The sequence below is a fragment of the Luteimonas terrae genome, from assembly GCF_031457535.1.
GTDB classification, from domain to species: domain Bacteria; phylum Pseudomonadota; class Gammaproteobacteria; order Xanthomonadales; family Xanthomonadaceae; genus Luteimonas; species Luteimonas terrae_A.
The window spans coordinates 99,435-118,456 of sequence record NZ_JAVDWO010000014.1 but is presented as its reverse complement, the minus strand read 5'-3'; the positions used below and the strand labels follow the sequence as shown (position 1 = coordinate 118,456).

Sequence of the window (19,022 nt, the reverse complement as noted above, 5' to 3'; positions counted from 1 at the left end):
CGCGCCCTCGGCGGCTTGCCACCGATGCGCTATGCGATGGCACACTCACCCACCACCTCTACTTTTGAATGACTCGAAAAAAGGAGGACGCTTCAGTCTCACCATTTTTTTACATCGCCTCCTACAGCAGGTCGGCGCTGAGCTGGGCGTCGGCGTACATCTTCTTCAGGCGCCGGTTCTCATCCTCCAGCTCCTTCACTCGGGCCACCATGGACACGTCCATGCCGCCGAACTTGCTGCGCCACTTGTAGAACGTTGCCGAGCTGATGCCGTGCTCGCGACAAAGCTCCGGGACGGGCGTGCCGGCCTCCGCCTGCTTGAGCACGGCAATGATTTGACTGCCGGTGAAGCGGGACTTCTTCATGGAACCTCCTCGGGAAAGCGTACGAGAAAATTCCACTCTGGCGTCAGCTATTGGGCCGAGGGACTACCCCCAAACGCGCTGCTATCAAATAGCATCGCGCCATGCCGGACTATTCAAATGTTGCGAAGATTTTTCTCGGAGCTTCGGCGACGCGCAGCCCATAACACAAGCCCGGCTATCAATGCCGCCATGGAGATTAGCCAGAGATTAACTATTCGGAAAGACTCTGGAGCATAGGAAAAAACGATACGCGACGGACCTTGGACGAGGACAGCAGGCATCACGCCAAGCATCGCGGCTGTCCGAACTGATTTTCCATTGACAGTTACCTTCCAGCCATCGGTTGCTTCCATCGGTACTACGACATAGCCCTCCAAATCGCCGCCGTACTCAAGTTCAAAGTGACCAGGGGAATAGTACGTCGTTACGACGCTCTTTGAATCAAGTTGGTCGGGGTCCACTGCGTGTGGAGTGAAATAAGGGCCGTTGGGACTTTTCTGGTTTTCCCATAATGAAACCGGGCCCTCGCTCATTACTCTCCTGAACTTGGACAGCGGGGTTTGGCCCTCGATGAAAAAGTCCAGCGATACCGGCTGCGCAATCCCATTTACGCGCACTGTTCGTTTCGGATCCTTCGGCGTACCAGCCCAGGCTGTAACTCGACGCAAATTTCGGCCGGGCTGATAGTCTATTTCCAATGAGTATTCTCTGTCGCTTAATTCAAGCGTGTTGGGAAAAACAAACCTGAGGAGCTCATTATCGATCATGCCTTCGGCGTTCTTATCCAGAGACGCGACAGTATTTCCCTGTGAATCCACCATTCTAAGGCTGATGCGGCCATCAACGTCTTTCGCGCGGTATGTCGCGAATCTAATCGAGATGCTATTTACATGGGCCGCGGGGGGCACGATGAACGGTTGATTCCACTTATTCGAAGGCAGGTCGGGTAATGGTTTCATGGCCCGATTACTGTCTGTGCCGGAAGCGATGATGTTGAAGAGAAGCCGGTCCTCCCGTGCCAAAACATACCTGACGTTCATCAGTTCCATCTCGTCAGCTTCAAATCTAATTTTTTGGGCCGGTATTTGCGATGCGGTGGCAGTGGTAAAAGGATCGGTGACAAGATTGGGCAGGAGTCTCTTTAGCTCGTCGGTTTTGAATCGATGCGCGAACCACTCTCTGATTCCATAGCCACCCAGTGAGCCGGAAACGAGATAAGACGTGTCCGCTATAACAAAATCGAAGTCGCCAGAATTTGAAGTGACGTAGCTAATTATTTCGGTGCTGGGATAGAAGTGCGTGGCGTTTGTCGGGCCATTGAACTGGCGGTAATAACGAAACTGATCGTAAGTCTGTGCCGCCAGCGCTATTCCTATGACGATTACCATGCCGAATCGCGCAGTAACTGGAAATCTCTGCGAACGATTCACTATTATCTGGATGAACACAGCCGCGCCGATCGAAAGGCCAAGGCCAAGCAGTGAGATCGCGCGCGACCATGTGTTCATTCCAAGCCCCGGCACCCAGGATAAAACCGAAACCGGGAGTAGCTGAAACACAAGTGTGGTTGAGACCAGCAGAATCGCTAGCGAGAACAATCCTAGGTCACTTGATTTCTCACGACGTACCCAGAAAAGGGTGGCACCCAATACACCAAGGAATGCCCCCAGTGACCCGACATACATGGAGCTTTCCACTCTGGGTGACTCAAAAGCCCAGGGCCATAGGAGAAGCTTGGCGTCGTCGGTCAAGCTCAGGAAGCTGCCTGCGCTACGATGATCTGTACTGAACTGCTGGAGCCAGTCAATGAAGGTGAGGAGCGGGACTGCGGCGAGCAAAAATCCTGCGGCTAGAGATATCAATCCGAGCGACATACGGTGCAACACGCTTCGCTGCCAAGTCGAGAGCGCTGGGCGGGAATTCCCGTAACTGAAAGCAAAGATGATGGCGTAAAGAATTGCGGCGCCAAGCATCAGTTGCGCTATGAATGGAAATCCTCCCAACAACAGAAGTGCGGTTGAAACAGCTGTAAGTGAGAACCATCCAGGAGAGGGTTTCCGCAGGAGGCCGTCCATGCTCCACAGCAACCATGGAGCCCAGATGATGGTTAGCATGTGCGACCAGTAAAGCCATGCGACATTGAATCCGCAGAGCTGGAACATGACCGCGCCGAATAGCGCTGGTAGCAGTCCCAAATGGCTTCGGAGGAATACAAACATCCCGAATCCAGCAGCAAAGAGGTTGAACAGGACGCTGAAATAGAATCCCCTGGCGGGATCGCTCGCCGCACTGAAGATGGCGAACGCGGGTGTGAGTTGTCCGGATGTCAGCTTGAGCAGTGATGCGTCACCGCCTGCTGACGTATCGTTCCACAACGGCAGGCGTCCCGCCCGAAGCTCGTTTCTAGCGTAGGTCCACTGCGGCAGGCGAGCGTCTAGCGCGTCTGAGCGCTCCTGGCTGCGGATCTCGGACTTTTCAACCTGGCTCCCCCAGCCGGGGTAGCTTGCGAGCAAATCCAACGGAGAACTTGTCTGCCCGTTCCATGGGTTGGCGCCGATTGCCACAGCTGCCACAGCTAAAAGAATGGCCGCGGTTACGACATATTCCAGCAACCTTGCACGTGCTTGCAGGATAGCGTCCGATGCCTGCTCGATGATTGAACGTTGGTGAGGGATCGTGGCGTTCAATAACTTAATCCGGTTAAGAGTGATCTATTTTGTGAATGCGGAATTAGCTGATGATCGAGCGCCGAATATTCGATGTTTCTTCAATGGCGCAAGCATTGGGCGATCATCTCTCCAGTTCCGCTGCTGCGAATCTGGAACACGAGTTGAGAGGTGCAGGAAGACCTGTTGATCGTCACAGCGATTCCGTGCCATTGCACTGGGGCATGAAATAAACATATGCGACAGAAAGATCAAGCATAATCTCGGGGATGAAGGGATTTTTCAATCGGCGTTTCTGACCGCTTCGCGCTCGAACCTAAGCTTCAGGACTCCCACCTGGATTCGCTCGAGAATTTTCCTGTTGGCCGTGATCTGATCCGCAAGGAACGAAACAACAAAGAACAGAGAGCCGAGCATGACGCAGAGTGTGGCAAGCACGAGCGACTGAATATGCCCGGCTGTGCCGTGGGCCAAATAGGTGAAGACGAAGCGGGCAGTGACCAAGGCGCCGAGCGCCAGAAGAATCGATCCCGGCCAGATGAAGAACTTCGCGGGATGATAGATCACAAAGATTCTGAGGATTGTCCCCAAGGATCGGGTGACATAGCTGTAGATGCTCTTGACCAGTCTGGATGGACGTAGATCTCCATTGGTCCTGATTGGAACGGACGCGATCCGCAAGTTGCTGGCGCCCGCCTGGATGATCGTTTCAAGAGTGTAGGTATAGGCGTTGAAGACATTCAGCCGGTACGCTGTTTCTCGCGAAATCGCCCTGAAGCCGCTTGGCGCGTCGCCGACGGATGTGCCGCTGGCCTTGCGTACAGCCCAGCTCCCGAGGCGTTGCAGCTTCTTCTTGATCCAGGAGAAATGCTCGGTTTCGTCGATGGGCCTCGACCCAATCACCATGTCCGCTTCACCGTTGATGATCGGTGCGGTCAGGAGTGGAATATCGTCAGCCTCGTACTGGTTGTCCGCGTCGGTATTGACGATGACATCAGCGCCAAGTTGCAGGCAGGCATTGATTCCCGTCATGAAGGCCGTCGCCAGACCGCGGTTCACTGGGTGTCTGATCACGTGGTCGACGCCAAGCTCGGTGGCGATTCTGCCGGTGTCGTCGATCGAGCCGTCGTCAATGACAAGCCACTCAACGCGGTCGAAGCCCGGCACTTGGCGGGGCAAGGCATTGACGGCAACCGCAAGCGTGCCCGATTCGTTCAGGCATGGAATCTGGATAATGAGCTTCAAGTTGGAGGCGCCGGGTTAGGTTGCACGCAATTGTAGCGGGTCCGTCCAGCGCGTTCATCGCGGTTGATCGCGAGTCGCGTTGCCGCCACCGCTGAACTGCTAAACTTTATCGTTTTGCGGCCTGCGTCGGGGTCGCCAGGAGCTGCCCATGAAATCCTATTCGATCATCGCTGCAACGGCTTACGGCAATCGCGGGGCGGAAGCGATGCTGGAGACCGTGGTGGGTCGACTGAAGGCGGAAGATCCGCAGCTTGTGTTCCATGTCTTCAGTTACTACCCGGACGACGACCGGCGTCTGATTTCAGCACCGAATGTCCACCTGCATAGCTCCACGCCCCTGGCCCTTGTGGCATGGCTGTTGCCCTGGGCCGTGCTTTTCGGCGTGCTGCGACTTGTGCTGGGGCGGAGGATACTGGCCTTGGCCCCCGCGTCGATTCGCGCCTTGGGTCGCTCGACCGTGCTGGTGGATCTCGCGGGTGTCGCGTTTATCGACGGCCGTGAGAAGTTTCTTCCGTTCAACTTCCTCACCCTTCTTCCGGCTTGGTTGCTCGGGACGCCAGTCGTCAAGATGCCGCAGGCGGTGGGGCCTTTCGAGAAGCCGTTGAATCGGTTTGCCGCACGTTTGGCCCTGAGTCGCTGCACAATGGTCTGGGCACGCGGCGGCCGGACTCGCGAGCATCTGGATCACTCCGGCTTCAAAGGCCTGCGCTACCGCCAAGGCGATGACATCGCGTTCAACTACAAGATCGAATATTCACTGACGCGGGAGGGCGAGGCGCCGATCCACAAACTGCTCGAGACTTTGGCAACGGATCGGCGGGGCGACGGCGTAAGGGGTGTCATCGGCGTATGCCCGAGCTCGGTTGTTGCGGTGCAGGCGCGGCAGAGAGGTGACAGCTATGAATCCGTTCTCGTCGAGGTAGTGGCCGACCTGTCCCGAAACGGCTTCCTCGTGGTCCTGTTTCCCAACGCGACCCGGGAGAACGATGGCGATGCCGAACGCAACAATGATCTACCGCTGATCCGGCGGATTCTTGCGGGTACTGATGCGCTTGCGCTGCCGATCTCTCCGATCGCGTGTACGTTCGACATCAACGCGGCCGGCATCAAACGAATCATCGCCGAGCTCGACGTCGCGCTTGTCTCGCGATTCCATGCGATGGTCGGCGCGCTTTCCCTAGGCGTGCCTTGCGCGGTCCTGGGATGGAGCCATAAATACGCAGAAGTGATGGCGCGCTTCGGCCAGGAGTCCGAAGTGATGGACTACAAGCAGCTGAGCGCAGAGGAGTTGCGCGATCGTGTGGTCCGTGTGTTCGAACATCGGGTGGAGATCCGCGACTGCATTCTGGCGTCGCTGCCCGAAGTGCAGGCCAGCGCAGACCTTCCCGTCGCGGCCCTGCTGACTGAAGATCTCGGAGCATCGCTTGCGTAAGCTTTATGTCGCACTCGCCAAGTGGCTTTGGGTGGGGTGCGTCGTCGTTGCGGCGGGGGCAGTGGTATGGCGGTCGCGGGACGACGTGCTACGCATGTTCTCGCAGATGCCGCTCTGGCTGATGGCTCTGAGTTTCCTGCTTCTGGTGGCTGCCAAGTTGCTGCTCGGAGAGAACGCCCGTATTGCAGCGGCCCACAGCGGCATCGCGCTCGATTACGGCACGGCCACGAGGCTCTATAACCTGAGTCAACTTGGAAAGTATCTGCCGGGTTCGGTCTGGCAGTTTATCGGACGAGCCGCCGCTTACCGGACGCACGGGGCCAGTTATGCGCAGATCCGGGACGCTTTGCTCACCGAGAGCTTGTGGATCGTAGCGGCTGCATTCTGCATCGGAGGCCTGCTGTGTGGTCCCGCGCTTCTTTCGATCGTGCACAACAGTTTGTCCTCCGTTGTGGCTTGGTGGCTGCTGGCGCTGGTGGCAATTGGAACGCTGGGCGTGGCCGGTCTGCTCGTGTGGAAGCGCGCTGCATTCATGCGCTACCTCCGAAGCGCCGTTCCGACACTGCGGGCGGTTCTCGTACAGACGGCAATATGGTGCCTTCTGGGTGGATCGTTCTGGGTCCTGGTGCAGGCTTGCGATATGGATGCGGGGCTGGTGTTCTCGATCGGGCTGTTCGCAGCCGCGTATGCGGTGGGCTTTCTCGTGCCCATCGCCCCTGCAGGCCTGGGAATCCGCGACGGCATTTTGACCCTTGGCCTGTTGCCGTTCGCACCCGCCGGCGAGGCAGTGGCAGTCACGGTTGTCGCCCGTCTGATCTATCTGGTGGTCGAACTCGTGCTTGTGGCGATTCAGGAGCCGGTTGCGCGTCTGTTCGGCAAGCGCAGGTGCGACAGCGGTTCGGAGACATAGTCCCGGTGTTTCAAGAGGTTGGCGTCCGGACTTCACGCACGGATCTGCGCGCCAAGCCAATCGGATCGGCCGGTCGGCGCTCGGAAGAACGGTGTGGAGGCCTCACGCCTCCATTCGGGAATTGACACTGTCGCCGGTCAAGCGGCGCGCACGTGAACCACTCGATTCGAGCAGGCGGGCCCTGGGTCATCGTCGGGCTGCTCAAGGGCACCGGGTCTCGCGTGCACCAAACCCGCTTACCCGCGGGCGTCTGCGACACATCTGTGATCAGGACAGCACCGATCCAGCCCGTACGGCCCTGCGCCTTTTGCCCCGCCTGTCAACGATTACTGACCCAGGTCGTTGTATCGACGAATGATCCCGAGGGACTTCTTCTGCGAGTAGGGAATCAGACCATCGGGGTCGGCGTAACCGATGGCAATCAGCATGACAACCCGTTCGTCGTAGTCCAGATTCAACGTATTCTGCATTTTCTTTTCGAGAGGCTCGAAATCCGGCCAGTTGATAACGCTGGAGGACAGGCCCAGCGTTTCAAGCGCGAACATGAACCCCATTGCTGCCAGCGAACTGTCGACATAGATGGCGTGCCGGTCCCGCGCACTGAAGTAGTGATGCAAGCGGCCCACTACAACTGCCACTGCAGGAATCTGGTGTGAGTAACCCGCCGAGCCGAATGGAATGCCGGCGATACGCGTCACGAGCTCTGGATCATCGAAAATACGGAACTCGTAGGGCAGTCGGTTGCACGCCGTCGGCGCCTGCCGAGCGACCAGCAGCGCCTTGTCAAGCAGGTCTCGGGGCACAGCTTCCTGCTTGAACCAGCGAATGGAGCGCCGTTGCTGTGCGAGTGCGAGCATGTCCTCGTAACCAACCTCACTGAGGACGGTGTTGCTGCGAGGGTAGGGCTTCGACCTGGCATCGTCTGCCTTGAACAATGCATGGGTTGCTTGGAAACGAGTTCGTGCGGCTGCCACCAAGGGATGGCTCCCATCCACGATCGAGAAATATTCGGTCAGGACCGAATAGGCCCAGTCCATCTCCTCACGGTCGATGGAGCCCGACGCTGATTTTGCGAAGTCCGCCGAGGCCCTCTCATAGAACTCGATTGTTTCCAGAAGGTAATCCAGAGCAAACACCGGGCGGCGGGGTTGCATCGAGATCCCCTTTTCGAGACGGTGAATATTCCGCCGCAACTCCGTGTGGCTTCGCCGTTGGCGAGCCATGTTGCGGTAGTAATCCCGGCGTCCGCGCAGCACGGCAAACTGTTCGCGGTTGAACGTCGGAAACGTCGCCATGCTGTACGGAATTGACAGAATGCGGTGCGCGCCGAAGATTTCGGCTACAGAACGTTGCGACACTTCGTACAGCCGGCGAATCCAGACGATTGCGAGCAGCCGTTTGGCGAGGGCCTTGAGTCGATTGAGCATGTCAGCCGAGCGCCGCTTCGAGTTCCGGTAGCACCTTGAACAGATCACCGACCAGGCCAATGTCCGCGATCTCGAAGATCGGCGCATCGGCATCCTTGTTGATCGCGACGATCGTGCCCGCGTCCTTGATGCCGGTCAGGTGCTGGATCGCGCCTGAGATGCCAATCGCGACGTAGAGCTCGGGCGCGATGATCTTGCCGGTCTGGCCGACCTGCAATTCGTTTGGCACGTAGCCGGCGTCAACTGCAGCACGTGAGGCGCCGACGGCGGCGCCGAGCTTGTCGGCGAAGTCGAACACGATCTTGAAGTTCTCTTCCGAGCCGACGCCGCGGCCGCCCGAGACAACGCGCTTGGCGCTCTGCAGGTCGGGGCGGTCGGTGCTGCCTGCGGCGAGACCGATGAAGCGGGTATGCGTGGGCAGCTCGGTGTCGACGCTGGTCGTTTCGACCGTCGCGCTGCCGCTGCGTGCGGCTTCCTGCCAGGACGCCGTGCGCACTGTGGCGACGACCGGCTGGTCGGCCGGAGCTTCGACAGTGACGATCGCATTGCCGGCGTAGATCGGACGCTTGAAGACGTGGCTGCTCTCGACCGTCATCAGATCGGAGATCTGGTTCACGCCCAGCAGCGCGGCGACGACTGGCAACAGGTCCTTGCCGAATGTCGTCGACGGCGCGAAGACGTGGCTGTAGCCCGCGGCGAGCTTGGCGATCTGCGGGCCCAGCACCTGCGCGAGTGCCTTTGCGTTGGCCGGATTGGCGACGGCGAGGACTTTCGACACGCCGGCGATCGTCGCGGCCTCGGTGGCGGCGCCTGCCGGATCGGCGGCTAACACCGCGACGTCGATCGACTCGGGCGACAGCGCCTGCGCCGCGGCGACGGTCTTGGCGGTCGCGCTGGCGTTCAGGGTACCGTCGAGGTGCTCTGCAATGACAAGGACTTTGGACATGATGGCAGTTCTCCGAATGCATTGGGGAGGTCGCGCTTCGCGTCGGAACGGCGCGCCCTCACCCCAGCCCTCTCCCGCGAGCGGGAGAGGGGGCTAGAAGCGTTACAGCAGGCCCTTGGCCTTCAGGGCGGCGACCAGTTCGGCCGCGTCCTTGACCATCACGCCCTTGCCGCGCTTGGTCGGCGCCTCGTAATGCGTGGTCTTGAGCGTGTGGACCGATTCGACGCCGAGGTCGGCGAACGGGATCGATTCCATCGGCTTCGACTTCGCCTTCATGATGTCGGGCAGCTTGATGAAGCGCGGCTCGTTGAGGCGCAGATCGGTCGTGATGACCGCAGGCAGGTCGACTTCCAGCGTTTCCAGTCCGGCGTCGACCTCGCGTGTCACGGTCGCCTTGCCATCGGCAATCTCCACCTTCGAGGCGAACGTGGCCTGCGGGCGGCCCCACAGCGTCGCCAGCATCTGACCGGTCTGGTTTGCGTCGTCGTCGATCGCCTGCTTGCCGAGAATCACGACGTCCGGCTGCTCTTTCTCGACCAGCTTGAGCAGGGTGCGGGCGGCGGTCAGCGGCTGGATCGACTGGTCGCAGACCACGTGAATGGCGCGATTCGCGCCCATGGCCAGACCGTTGCGCAGGTGCGCTTGGGCGTCGGCGGGCGCGATCGTCGCGACCACGACCTCGGTGGCGATGCCCTTGTCGCGCAGTCGCAGGGCTTCTTCCAGCGCGATTTCATCGAACGGGTTGGCCGACAGCTTGACGCCATCGGTGACCACGCCGGACCCGTCCGGCTTGACCTGGATGCGGACGTTGTAGTCCACCACGCGCTTGTAGGCGACGAGGATCTTCATCGGTGCGGCATTCCTTGTGCGTTGCGGATCACCCGGCCGCGGCGGCTGGCGCGGGGCAATCCGTCGATTCTACCGGGGCTGCCTCTGGCGCGCGAACCGCAAATCGAACGCGTCTACGTTCACGTTCGTTCCGAAATCTGCTGGGTGAGCCGGTATCCTTGGCGACTTGGCCCTACCAAGGGCACCTTGATCGTCCACAGGAGTGAATTCGTGCCCACATGGCTCGTCACCGGCGGTGCCGGTTTCATTGGCGGCAATTTCGTACTGGAGGCCGTGCGTCACGGCGTCCGCGTGATCAATCTTGATGCCCTGACCTATGCGGGCAACCTGCAGACCCTGGCCTCGATCGAGTCCGATCCCAACCACGTGTTCGTGCACGGCGACATCGGCGACCGCGCGCTCGTCGCGGGCCTGCTGGCCGAGTATCAGCCCGACGCGGTGTTGAACTTCGCCGCCGAGAGTCATGTCGACCGGTCCATCGACGGTCCGGCCGCGTTTATCGAAACCAACGTCGTCGGCACGCTCGGCCTGCTCGAGTCGGTGCGCGACTACTGGAAGACGCTGCCGGACACCCGGCGCGAGGCGTTCCGCTTCCTGCATGTTTCGACCGACGAGGTCTACGGCACGCTGGGCGAAACCGGCAAGTTCTCCGAGACCACGCCGTATGCGCCGAATTCGCCGTACTCGGCGTCGAAGGCCGCGTCCGACCATCTGGTGCGCGCGTTCCACCACACCTACGGGCTGCCGGTGCTCACCACCAACTGCTCGAACAACTATGGGCCCTACCACTTCCCTGAGAAGCTCGTTCCGCTGGTGATCGCCAAGGCGCTGGCCGGTGAGCCTTTGCCGGTGTACGGCGACGGCAAGCAGGTCCGCGACTGGTTGTTCGTCACGGATCACTGCGCGGCGATCCGGACGGTGCTGGAGAAGGGCCGGGTCGGTGAGACCTACAATGTGGGCGGCGATTCCGAGCGCCAGAACATCGAAGTGGTCGAGACCATCTGCCGCCTGCTCGACGCGCGCCGTCCCCGCGAGGACGGCCAGCCGCGTGCCAGCCAGATCACCTTCGTGACCGATCGCCCGGGTCACGACCGTCGCTATGCAATCGATGCGTCGAAGCTGCAGGGTGAACTCGGCTGGAAGCCCGAGCACACCTTCGAGACCGGCATCGAAGCCACCGTCGACTGGTATCTCGACAACCAGGCCTGGGTGCAGCGCATCCTCGATGGCAGCTATCGTCTGGAACGCATGGGAGCGCAGGCATGACCGCGCGCAAGGGCATCATCCTTGCCGGCGGCTCCGGCACGCGTCTGTATCCGATCACCAAGGGCGTCAGCAAGCAGCTGCTGCCGGTGTACGACAAGCCGATGATCTATTACCCGCTCAGCGTGCTGATGCTGGCTGGTATCCGCGAGGTGCTGATCATCAATACGCCGCACGAGCAGGTGCTGTTCCAGACCCTGCTGGGTGATGGCTCGCAGTGGGGCATGGACATCCAGTACGCCGCGCAGCCCAGTCCGGACGGCCTGGCGCAGGCGTATCTGATCGGCCGCGATTTCGTCGGCGGCAAGCCGAGTTGCCTGGTGCTGGGCGACAACATCTTCCACGGACATGGTCTGACAGACACGCTCAAGAGCGCCGATGCGCGCAGTGATGGTGCGACGGTGTTCGGCTATTGGGTCAACGACCCCGAACGCTACGGCGTGGCCGAGTTCGATGCCGCGGGCAAGGTTGTCGACATCGCCGAGAAGCCCGAAACACCGCGTTCGAACTACGCGGTCACCGGGCTGTACTTCTACGACGGACGTGCAAGCGATTACGCGGCTGAACTCAAGCCGTCGCCGCGCGGTGAGCTGGAGATCACCGATCTCAATCGCCGCTATCTCGATGACGGCGCACTGTATCTCGAGCAGCTCGGTCGCGGCTTTGCATGGCTCGACACCGGCACGCACCAGTCCCTGCACGAGGCTTCGAACTTCATCCAGACCATCCAGGACCGTCAGGGTCTGCAGGTGTGCTGTCCGGAGGAGATCGCGTACGGCAACGGCTGGATCGACGCCGAGCAACTATTGGCGCTCGCCAGGCCTCTGTCCAAGAACGGCTACGGCCAGTATCTGATGTCGCTCGTGCAGCGGGGAGTCGTGCGTTGAAGATCATCGAGACCAAACTTCCAGGCGCCGTCGTGATCGAACCGGCAGTGTTCGGCGATGCACGTGGCTTCTTCTTCGAGACCTGGAATGTAGAGCGGTTCGGTCAGCGCGGCCTGCCGACCAACTTCGTGCAGAGCAACGTCTCGTCATCGTCCAAGGGCGTGCTGCGCGGCCTGCATTACCAGTGGCCGCGGCCGCAGGGCAAGCTGGTCAGCGTGCTGCGGGGCGAGGTGTTGGACGTTGCCGTCGACATCCGCCGCGGATCGCCGACATTCGGCCAGTGGGAGGGCGTGATCCTGAGTGAGGAAAACAAGCGCCAGTTCTGGATTCCCGAAGGCTTCGCGCACGGATTCGCGGTGTTGTCCGACAATGCGGTCTTCAGCTATCTGTGCACGGATGTCTACGTGAAGGAAGCAGATGCCGGTGTGCGCTGGAATGATCCCGCGATCGGTGTCGACTGGCAGATCGATGGGCCGCTGCTGTCCGACAAGGACACGCACGCGCCTTTGCTGGCCGATATCGCCGAGGATCGGCTGCCGGTGTTCGCCGCATGACCTCGCTGGTCTTCGGGGCGAACGGGCAGGTGGGTCGGGAGCTGTTGCGCGCGTTTGCGCCGCTGGGCGATGTGGTCGCCACGACCCGGACCGGCACGCTGCCTGACGGCAGTGCCTGCCTGACCGCGGACTTTTCGGATCCAGAGTCGGTTGTCGCGCTGCTCGACGCGACGCGGCCCACGCGCGTCATCAATGCAGCGGCCTACACCGCGGTCGACAAGGCCGAGAGCGAGCCCGCGGCCGCGCAGGCTGCTAACGCAGAAACTCCCGGCGCCATTGCGCGCTGGTGCGTGGTGCACGACGTGCCGCTGGTACATTACTCCACCGACTACGTGTTCGACGGCAGCGGCACGCGCCCGTATCGCCCTGAGGACGCTACCGCGCCGCTCGGTGTATACGGCGCAAGCAAGCTCGCGGGAGAAAACGCGATCCGCGCAGCCGGCGGTCGCCATCTGATCTTGCGTACCGCGTGGGTCTACGCCGCGCATGGCCAGAACTTCCTGCGCACGATGCTGCGGGTCGGCGCCGAGCGCGACGCGCTGCGCGTGGTCGCCGACCAGATCGGCACACCGACGCCCGCGGCGCTGATCGCGGACGTCACCGCGCAGATCCTGCGTGCCGGCAACGAAGGATCCGGTACCTGGCATCTGACGGCAACGGGCGAAACCAGTTGGCACGGATTTGCGCAGGCGATCTTCGAAGGCGCGATCGAGCGCGGCCTGATTGCGCGAGCGCCGACGGTCCTGGCGATCACTACCGCCGACTACCCGACGCCAGCAAGGCGGCCCGCCTATTCCCGGTTGGACACAGAATCGCTCGAGCGTGAATTCAGTATCTCGCTACCGGATTGGCGTACCGCGTTATCTGAAGTTCTCGATACGCTGAATCGATTGAGATAACCTGGTCAAGCACCTCTTGCGTCCGCGGCGCCTGTTCCAATCGCGGCTCCAAGCCTGCAGCCGCGATAATCCGCAGCAGAGTTCAGCTAGTTCTCACCGAAAAGGTCACGGGTGTAGACCTTGTGGGCGACATCCCTGATCTCGTCACTGATCCGATTGGCCACGATCACATCGCTGGTCGCCTTGAAAGAATCGAGATTTTTGACAGTCCGTGAATTGAAGAAGCTGTCTTCTTTCAATGCCGGCTCGTACACGATCACTTCCACCCCTTTGGCCTTGATTCGCTTCATCACGCCCTGAATGGAAGAGGCGCGAAAATTGTCGGAATCAGTTTTCATGGTGAGCCTGTAGATTCCGACTGTCGCAGGCTCGCGCCGGAGAATCTGATCCGCGATGAAATCTTTGCGGGTCGAGTTCGAGGCTACGATCGCGGCAACGAGGTTTTGAGGTACGTCCTGATAGTTCGCAAGAAGTTGCTTTGTGTCCTTTGGAAGGCAGTACCCCCCGTAGCCGAAAGACGGATTGTTGTAATGGTCGCCGATTCGTGGATCCATACCCACGCCTTGGATAATGGATCTGCTGTCTAATTGATGTGTCTGGGCGTAAGTGTCAAGTTCATTGAAATACGCGACACGCATCGCAAGATAAGTGTTCGCGAAAAGCTTGATAGCCTCCGCATCGGTTGGGTTCGTCAGAAGAACAGGTATATCTTTCTTCTCCGCACCTGCCTCAAAAAGCGCAGCGATATTTCTTGCCCGCTCCGAGCGTTCGCCGATGATGATCCGGCTTGGGTGCAAGTTGTCATGCAGTGCCCGACCTTCGCGCAGGAATTCTGGCGAGAACATGATGTTGCTGTTGGAGAATCGATGCTGCATCGCGCGCGTGAATCCAACGGGGACGGTGGATTTGACCAGAATCATGGCTTCTGGATTTTCGTTGATCACGGCCTCGATGACTGACTCGACCGAGCTTGTATTGAAGTAGTTTGCCAGTTCGTCGTAATCGGTCGGCGTGGCTATTACCACCAGGTTCGCGTCGCGATATGCGGACGTGCCATCCACAGTTGCGCGAAGGTCCAGATTTTCTTCTTTCAGAAATCGCTGAATGTCCCTGTCGTCGATTGGTGAAAGGCGTTTGTTGATCAAAGCAACCCGCACCGGGTCGATGTCTACCGCGACGACTCGATTGTGCTGAGCGAGTAGGATGGCATTCGACAACCCGACGTAACCGGTGCCGGCAACGGCAATGTTCATGCCTTTGCTCATTTCTGGGGCTCCTTTTTCCCGCGTCGCGGCACCTGCGTGCCCGATACGCGTCCATAGGTATCTTCGAAACGCACGATGTCGTCCTCGCCCAGATAGCTGCCCGATTGCACCTCGATCAGTTCCAGCGGCACCTTGCCCGGGTTGCGCAGCCGGTGCGTCACGCCGAGTGGGATATAGGTGCTCTGGTTCTCGCTCAGCAACAGCACGTCGTCGCCACGCGTGACTTCGGCCGTGCCACTGACGACGATCCAGTGTTCGGCGCGGTGATGGTGCATCTGCAGGCTCAGCACGCCGCCAGGCTTGACGGTGATGCGTTTGACCTGATGACGCGGACCATGGTCGATCGAGTCGTAGGCGCCCCACGGGCGGTAGACCTTGCGATGCCAGGCGGCCTGCGGCAGATCGCGTGATTTGAGTTCGGCGACCACGTCCTTGACCTGCTGGATGCGGTCGCTGCGCCCGACGAGGATCGCGTCGGGCGTTTCCACGACGATCGTGTCTTCCAGCCCGATCATCGCAATCAGGCGTTCGCCGTAGGCATAAGTGTTGCGGCAGTCGATCGACACGACCTCACCGTGATGCGCATTGCCTTGGGCGTCCTGCGGCGAGACCTCGCGCAGGCTCGCCCAGGAACCCACATCGCTCCAGCCTGCGTCCAGCGGCATGACCACCGCCGCGTCGGTTTTTTCCATAACGGCATAGTCGATTGAATCCGACGGGCTCGCAGCGAAGGCGTCCGCGTCCAGACGGGTGAAGTCGACGTCCTTGCGCGCGGCTGACCACGATGCGCGCACCGCCGCGAGCATCGCCGGTGCATGGCGTTCCAGTTCGGCGAGGTAGACATCGGCGCGGAACAGGAACATGCCGCTGTTCCAGAAGTGATCCCCCGATGCGACGTAGGCTTGGGCACGTGCCAGATCCGGCTTCTCGACGAAGGCTTCGACAGGCACAGGTCCGCCACCATTGCCGTTCGCGGCCTTGATGTAGCCGTAGCCGGTTTCCGGCCCGCGCGGCACGACGCCGAATGTCACCAGCTTGCCGGCCTCGGCGGCAGGCAGTGCGGTGCGCACCGCTGCATGAAAGGCCTCCGGCGTCTGCACGACATGATCGGACGGCAACACCAGCAGCACCGCATCGGGTGTCTCACGCAGCGCTTCGAGTGCAGCTGCCGCGATCGCCGGCGCGGTATTGCGGCCGACCGGTTCGAGCACGATCGCCGCGGGACGCGCGCCGACCTGCTGCAACTGCTCGGCGACGACGAAGCGATGCGCCTCGTTCGCGACGACGATCGGCCCCGCGCTGTCGGCCAGCGGCGCCGCGCGGAGCCAGGTCGCCTGCAGCATCGTGTCCGTGCCCACCAGAGGCAGGAACTGTTTGGGGTGCATCTCGCGCGACAACGGCCACAGGCGCGTGCCTGAGCCGCCGGAGAGCAGAACCGGGACGATCGTGGACATGACAGGCCTCAGGCGGACAACAGATCGGACAGTTCGCGCGTGCGGGCTTCGAGCAGTGCTTGGTTCGCGCGCGTCTCGATGTTGAGCCGCAGCAGCGGTTCGGTGTTGGAACTGCGCAGGTTGAAGCGCCAGTCGCCGAAGTCGGCGCTGATGCCGTCGGTGCGGTCGATCTCAGGCGATTGCGCGGCGTAATGCGCCATCACGCGATCGACCGCGACTTTTGCGTCCGCGACACGGAAGTTGATCTCGCCGCTGCACGGGAATTTCGCGACGCGTTCCGCCACCAGATCGCCCAGCGAGCGGCCGCTGGTGGAGACGAGTTCGGCGATCAGCAGCCACGGGATCATCCCGGAATCCGCATAGGCGAACTCGCGGAAATAGTGATGCGCGCTCATCTCGCCACCGTAGACGGCGTCTTCGGCGCGCATCTTCTCCTTGATGAAGGCGTGGCCGCTCTTGCACAGCACCGGCACGCCGCCTGCGGCTTCGACCTGTTCGACCGTGTTCCAGACCAGACGCGGGTCGTGCACGACCTTGCCGCCCGGCTGTTTGGCGAGAATCGCTTCGGCCAGCAGACCGACGAGGTAATAGCCCTCGATGAATTGGCCCGTCTCGTCGAAGAAGAAACAGCGGTCGAAGTCGCCGTCCCAGGCGATGCCGAAGTCGGCACCGTGTGCACGCACCGCATCTGCCGTGGCCTGACGGTTCTCGGTCAGCAGGGGATTGGGAATGCCGTTTGGGAAGTTTCCGTCCGCCTCGTGGAATACGCGCACGAACTCGAACGGCAGGTGGGGGCTGAGCAGATCGACGATCGAGCCGGCGCCGCCATTGCCGGCGTTGACCACGAGCTTGAGCGGACGCAGCGCCGCGCGATCGACATAGCCGAGCAGGTGGGCGATGTAGGCCGACTTGTCGTGCATGGGTGTTTCATGGCCGGGCGTCGCGACCGGCGCCGGCAGGTTGCCTGCCTCGACCGCATCGGAGATCGCGAACAGGCCGGTGTCCGAACTGATCGGCCGCGCATGTTCGCGGACCAGCTTCATGCCGTTGTAGTCCATCGGGTTGTGGCTTGCGGTCACCATGACGCCGCCGGCGGCGCCCAGGTGATCGACCTGGAAGTAGACCTCTTCCGTGCCGCCGACGCCGATGTCGATGATCTCGCGGCCCTGGCTGCGCAGACCTTCCGCCAGCGCAGCCTGCAGTTCCGGACTGCTCAGACGTACATCGCGCCCCAGCACGATCGCGCCGGGCGGCAGCTGACCCGCCAATGCGATACCGATATCACGGGCCAGGCCGGGGTTGAGTTCGTCAGGCACGCGGCCGCGGAGGTCGTAGGCCTTGAAGGCGGGCAGGGGCATCGTCGGTCCATCGGTACGGGGATGGGCCGATTCTAGCGTTTCGGCTGGACAGGACCGTTCGCCACTGCACCAAGGTCCAAGGCCGCGCGCCCGCGCAGCCGGTAGAATCGAAGGCCGTTGCGCCATGAGGATCGAAATGAGCGAGCAGAGTTCCGCCGCGGGTCGACGCGGCAAGCAGTATCCCGATGCCGTGACCGCATTGGCCGACATCGTCGCCGATGGACAGACCTTCGCCGTCGGCGGCTTCGGCCTGTGCGGGATTCCCGAGGCGTTGATCGCCGCCCTGCGCGATTCCGGCGTCAAGGACATCACGGCGATCTCCAACAACGCGGGCGTTGACGGCTTCGGCCTCGGCCAGCTGCTGGAGACGCGCCAGATCCGCAAGATGATTTCGTCCTATGTCGGCGAGAACAAGGAGTTCGAGCGCCAGTACCTCGGTGGTGAACTGGAACTCGAGTTCAACCCGCAGGGCACGCTGGCCGAGCGCCTGCGTGCCGGCGGCGCGGGTATCCCCGCGTTCTTCACCGCGACCGGTTACGGCACGATCGTCGCTGAGGGCAAGGAGACCCGCGAGTTCGACGGCAAGCACTACGTGCTGGAGACCGCGCTGGTTGCCGACGTCGCGCTGGTCAAGGCGTGGAAGGCCGACAAGGCCGGCAATCTCGTGTTCCGCAAGACCGCGCGCAACTTCAATCCGGCCTGCGCGATGGCTGGCAAGATCTGCGTGGCCGAGGTGGAGGAACTGGTCGAGACCGGCGAGATCGATCCCGACCAGGTGCACCTGCCCGGCATCTACGTGGACCGCATCGTCGTCAACGCGACGCCAGAGAAGCGCATCGAGCAGCGCACCGTGCGAGGAGTGAAGTAATGGCCTGGACCCGAGATGAAATGGCCGCGCGCGCGGCGCGCGAATTGACCGACGGCGCGTACGTGAATCTCGGCATCGGCCTGCCGACGCTGGTGGCGAACCACATTCCCGACGGTGTGGACGTGTGGTTGCAGAGCGAGAACGGCCTGCTGGGCATCGGCCCGTTTCCAGCCGAGGACGAGGTCGATGCCGATCTCATCAACGCCGGCAAGCAGACCGTCACCGCGCGCAAGGGCGCGAGCTACTTCGGCAGCCACGACTCGTTCGCGATGATCCGCGGCGGGCACATCGACCTGGCGATCCTGGGCGCGATGCAGGTCACCGGCAGCGGCGATCTCGCGAACTGGATGGTGCCCGGCAAGATGGTCAAGGGCATGGGCGGCGCGATGGACCTCGTCGCCGGCGTCAAGCGCGTCGTGGTGCTGATGGAGCACGTCGCGAAGGACGGCAGCCACAAGATCCTGCCCGAATGCACGTTGCCACTGACCGGCGTGGGCGTGGTCGACCGGATCATCACTGATCTCGCGGTGTTCGACGTGACGGCTGATGGTCTCGTGCTGGTCGAAGTGGCGGATGGCGTGGACGCCGACGAGTTGAAAACGAAGACCGGCGTCGCATTCGCGAAGGTGAACTGA

General features: G+C 61.4%; 16 protein-coding genes and 1 pseudogene. 8 read left to right on the top strand and 9 right to left on the bottom strand.

What is annotated here, in order from left to right; genetic code table 11:
* Positions 1–124: 124 nt before the first annotated feature.
* The 3 genes and pseudogenes from J2W68_RS15410 to J2W68_RS15400 all read right to left on the bottom strand — a co-directional run.
* Positions 125–364 (bottom strand): annotated as a pseudogene (locus J2W68_RS15410) (transposase); the annotation flags it as partial.
* Positions 365–477: 113 nt separating this feature from the next.
* Entirely contained in the window at positions 478–3,051 is a 2,574-nt protein-coding gene (locus J2W68_RS15405) for a hypothetical protein (RefSeq protein ID WP_310237520.1), read from the bottom strand.
* Positions 3,052–3,312: 261 nt separating this feature from the next.
* On the bottom strand, positions 3,313–4,275 hold the full coding sequence (locus tag J2W68_RS15400) for a glycosyltransferase family 2 protein (RefSeq protein WP_310237516.1): 963 nt from the start codon (positions 4,273–4,275) through the stop codon (positions 3,313–3,315).
* 148 nt (positions 4,276–4,423) lie between these two features.
* On the opposite strand from J2W68_RS15400, the gene J2W68_RS15395 reads away from it, so the two are divergent.
* Together J2W68_RS15395 and J2W68_RS15390 are read left to right on the top strand one after the other, a co-directional pair.
* Positions 4,424–5,707, top strand: a complete 1,284-nt coding sequence (locus J2W68_RS15395; RefSeq protein WP_310237514.1) for a polysaccharide pyruvyl transferase family protein — start codon at positions 4,424–4,426, stop codon at positions 5,705–5,707.
* A complete protein-coding gene (locus tag J2W68_RS15390) occupies positions 5,700–6,617 on the top strand; it encodes a lysylphosphatidylglycerol synthase transmembrane domain-containing protein (RefSeq protein WP_310237510.1) in 918 nt (305 codons plus the stop codon). The genes J2W68_RS15395 and J2W68_RS15390 overlap by 8 nt, the downstream gene beginning before the upstream one ends.
* A 326-nt stretch (positions 6,618–6,943) precedes the next feature.
* Here the strand turns inward: J2W68_RS15390 and J2W68_RS15385 are convergent, their stop codons facing one another.
* The 3 genes from J2W68_RS15385 to J2W68_RS15375 all read right to left on the bottom strand — a co-directional run bounded on the left by J2W68_RS15385 (position 6,944) and on the right by J2W68_RS15375 (position 9,839).
* Positions 6,944–8,044, bottom strand: a complete 1,101-nt coding sequence (locus tag J2W68_RS15385; protein ID WP_310237507.1) for a nitroreductase family protein — start codon at positions 8,042–8,044, stop codon at positions 6,944–6,946.
* Between the two features lies 1 nt (position 8,045).
* Positions 8,046–8,990 carry an electron transfer flavoprotein subunit alpha/FixB family protein gene (locus tag J2W68_RS15380; RefSeq protein ID WP_310237503.1) on the bottom strand — a complete coding sequence of 315 codons (945 nt, stop codon included), beginning with the start codon at positions 8,988–8,990 and terminating at the stop codon, positions 8,046–8,048.
* 102 nt (positions 8,991–9,092) lie between these two features.
* Positions 9,093–9,839: an electron transfer flavoprotein subunit beta/FixA family protein gene (locus tag J2W68_RS15375; RefSeq protein ID WP_310237501.1), complete on the bottom strand. Its 747-nt coding sequence runs from the start codon at positions 9,837–9,839 to the stop codon at positions 9,093–9,095.
* Positions 9,840–10,049: 210 nt separating this feature from the next.
* Between J2W68_RS15375 and rfbB the strand changes: the two genes are divergently transcribed.
* From rfbB to rfbD, 4 genes are read left to right on the top strand one after another with little or no spacing between them, the layout of a single operon-like run.
* Positions 10,050–11,105 carry a dTDP-glucose 4,6-dehydratase gene (rfbB, locus tag J2W68_RS15370; protein ID WP_310237498.1) on the top strand — a complete coding sequence of 352 codons (1,056 nt, stop codon included), beginning with the start codon at positions 10,050–10,052 and terminating at the stop codon, positions 11,103–11,105.
* Positions 11,102–11,989, top strand: coding sequence for a glucose-1-phosphate thymidylyltransferase RfbA (gene rfbA, locus J2W68_RS15365; RefSeq protein WP_310237497.1), 888 nt, complete (start codon positions 11,102–11,104; stop codon positions 11,987–11,989). The genes rfbB and rfbA overlap by 4 nt, the downstream gene beginning before the upstream one ends.
* Positions 11,986–12,543, top strand: a complete 558-nt coding sequence (gene rfbC, locus J2W68_RS15360; protein WP_310237496.1) for a dTDP-4-dehydrorhamnose 3,5-epimerase — start codon at positions 11,986–11,988, stop codon at positions 12,541–12,543. The genes rfbA and rfbC overlap by 4 nt, the downstream gene beginning before the upstream one ends.
* The gene (rfbD, locus tag J2W68_RS15355; protein WP_310237494.1) at positions 12,540–13,442 is read left to right on the top strand and encodes a dTDP-4-dehydrorhamnose reductase; all 903 of its coding nucleotides are present in this window, start codon (positions 12,540–12,542) and stop codon (positions 13,440–13,442) included. Before rfbC ends, rfbD begins: the two co-directional genes overlap by 4 nt.
* A gap of 86 nt (positions 13,443–13,528) precedes the next feature.
* Here the strand turns inward: rfbD and J2W68_RS15350 are convergent, their stop codons facing one another.
* The 3 genes from J2W68_RS15350 to J2W68_RS15340 are packed head-to-tail and all read right to left on the bottom strand — an operon-like array spanning position 13,529 to position 17,519.
* A complete protein-coding gene (locus J2W68_RS15350) occupies positions 13,529–14,695 on the bottom strand; it encodes a nucleotide sugar dehydrogenase (protein WP_310237546.1) in 1,167 nt (388 codons plus the stop codon).
* An 8-nt stretch (positions 14,696–14,703) separates the two neighbouring features.
* A complete protein-coding gene (locus tag J2W68_RS15345; protein WP_310237493.1) occupies positions 14,704–16,161 on the bottom strand; it encodes a mannose-1-phosphate guanylyltransferase/mannose-6-phosphate isomerase in 1,458 nt (485 codons plus the stop codon).
* 8 nt (positions 16,162–16,169) lie between these two features.
* Entirely contained in the window at positions 16,170–17,519 is a 1,350-nt protein-coding gene (locus J2W68_RS15340; RefSeq protein WP_310237491.1) for a phosphomannomutase, read from the bottom strand.
* A gap of 124 nt (positions 17,520–17,643) precedes the next feature.
* Between J2W68_RS15340 and J2W68_RS15335 the strand changes: the two genes are divergently transcribed.
* On the top strand, positions 17,644–18,387 hold the full coding sequence (locus tag J2W68_RS15335) for a CoA transferase subunit A (RefSeq protein WP_430539750.1): 744 nt from the start codon (positions 17,644–17,646) through the stop codon (positions 18,385–18,387).
* A complete protein-coding gene (locus J2W68_RS15330; protein WP_310237489.1) occupies positions 18,387–19,022 on the top strand; it encodes a CoA transferase subunit B in 636 nt (211 codons plus the stop codon). The genes J2W68_RS15335 and J2W68_RS15330 overlap by 1 nt, the downstream gene beginning before the upstream one ends.

Excerpts from the sequence above, each read along its gene's own strand:
- rfbA (WP_310237497.1), top strand. The coding sequence starts at position 11,102 with ATGACCGCGCGCAAGGGCATCATCCTTGCCGGCGGCTCCGGCACGCGT.
- J2W68_RS15335 (WP_430539750.1), top strand. The coding sequence starts at position 17,644 with ATGAGGATCGAAATGAGCGAGCAGAGTTCCGCCGCGGGTCGACGCGGC.
- J2W68_RS15375 (WP_310237501.1), bottom strand. The coding sequence starts at position 9,839 with ATGAAGATCCTCGTCGCCTACAAGCGCGTGGTGGACTACAACGTCCGC.
- J2W68_RS15385 (WP_310237507.1), bottom strand. The coding sequence starts at position 8,044 with ATGCTCAATCGACTCAAGGCCCTCGCCAAACGGCTGCTCGCAATCGTC.
- rfbD (WP_310237494.1), top strand. The coding sequence starts at position 12,540 with ATGACCTCGCTGGTCTTCGGGGCGAACGGGCAGGTGGGTCGGGAGCTG.
- J2W68_RS15395 (WP_310237514.1), top strand. The coding sequence starts at position 4,424 with ATGAAATCCTATTCGATCATCGCTGCAACGGCTTACGGCAATCGCGGG.
- J2W68_RS15340 (WP_310237491.1), bottom strand. The coding sequence starts at position 17,519 with ATGCCCCTGCCCGCCTTCAAGGCCTACGACCTCCGCGGCCGCGTGCCT.
- J2W68_RS15345 (WP_310237493.1), bottom strand. The coding sequence starts at position 16,161 with ATGTCCACGATCGTCCCGGTTCTGCTCTCCGGCGGCTCAGGCACGCGC.
- J2W68_RS15330 (WP_310237489.1), top strand. The coding sequence starts at position 18,387 with ATGGCCTGGACCCGAGATGAAATGGCCGCGCGCGCGGCGCGCGAATTG.
- J2W68_RS15350 (WP_310237546.1), bottom strand. The coding sequence starts at position 14,695 with ATGAACATTGCCGTTGCCGGCACCGGTTACGTCGGGTTGTCGAATGCC.
- J2W68_RS15380 (WP_310237503.1), bottom strand. The coding sequence starts at position 8,990 with ATGTCCAAAGTCCTTGTCATTGCAGAGCACCTCGACGGTACCCTGAAC.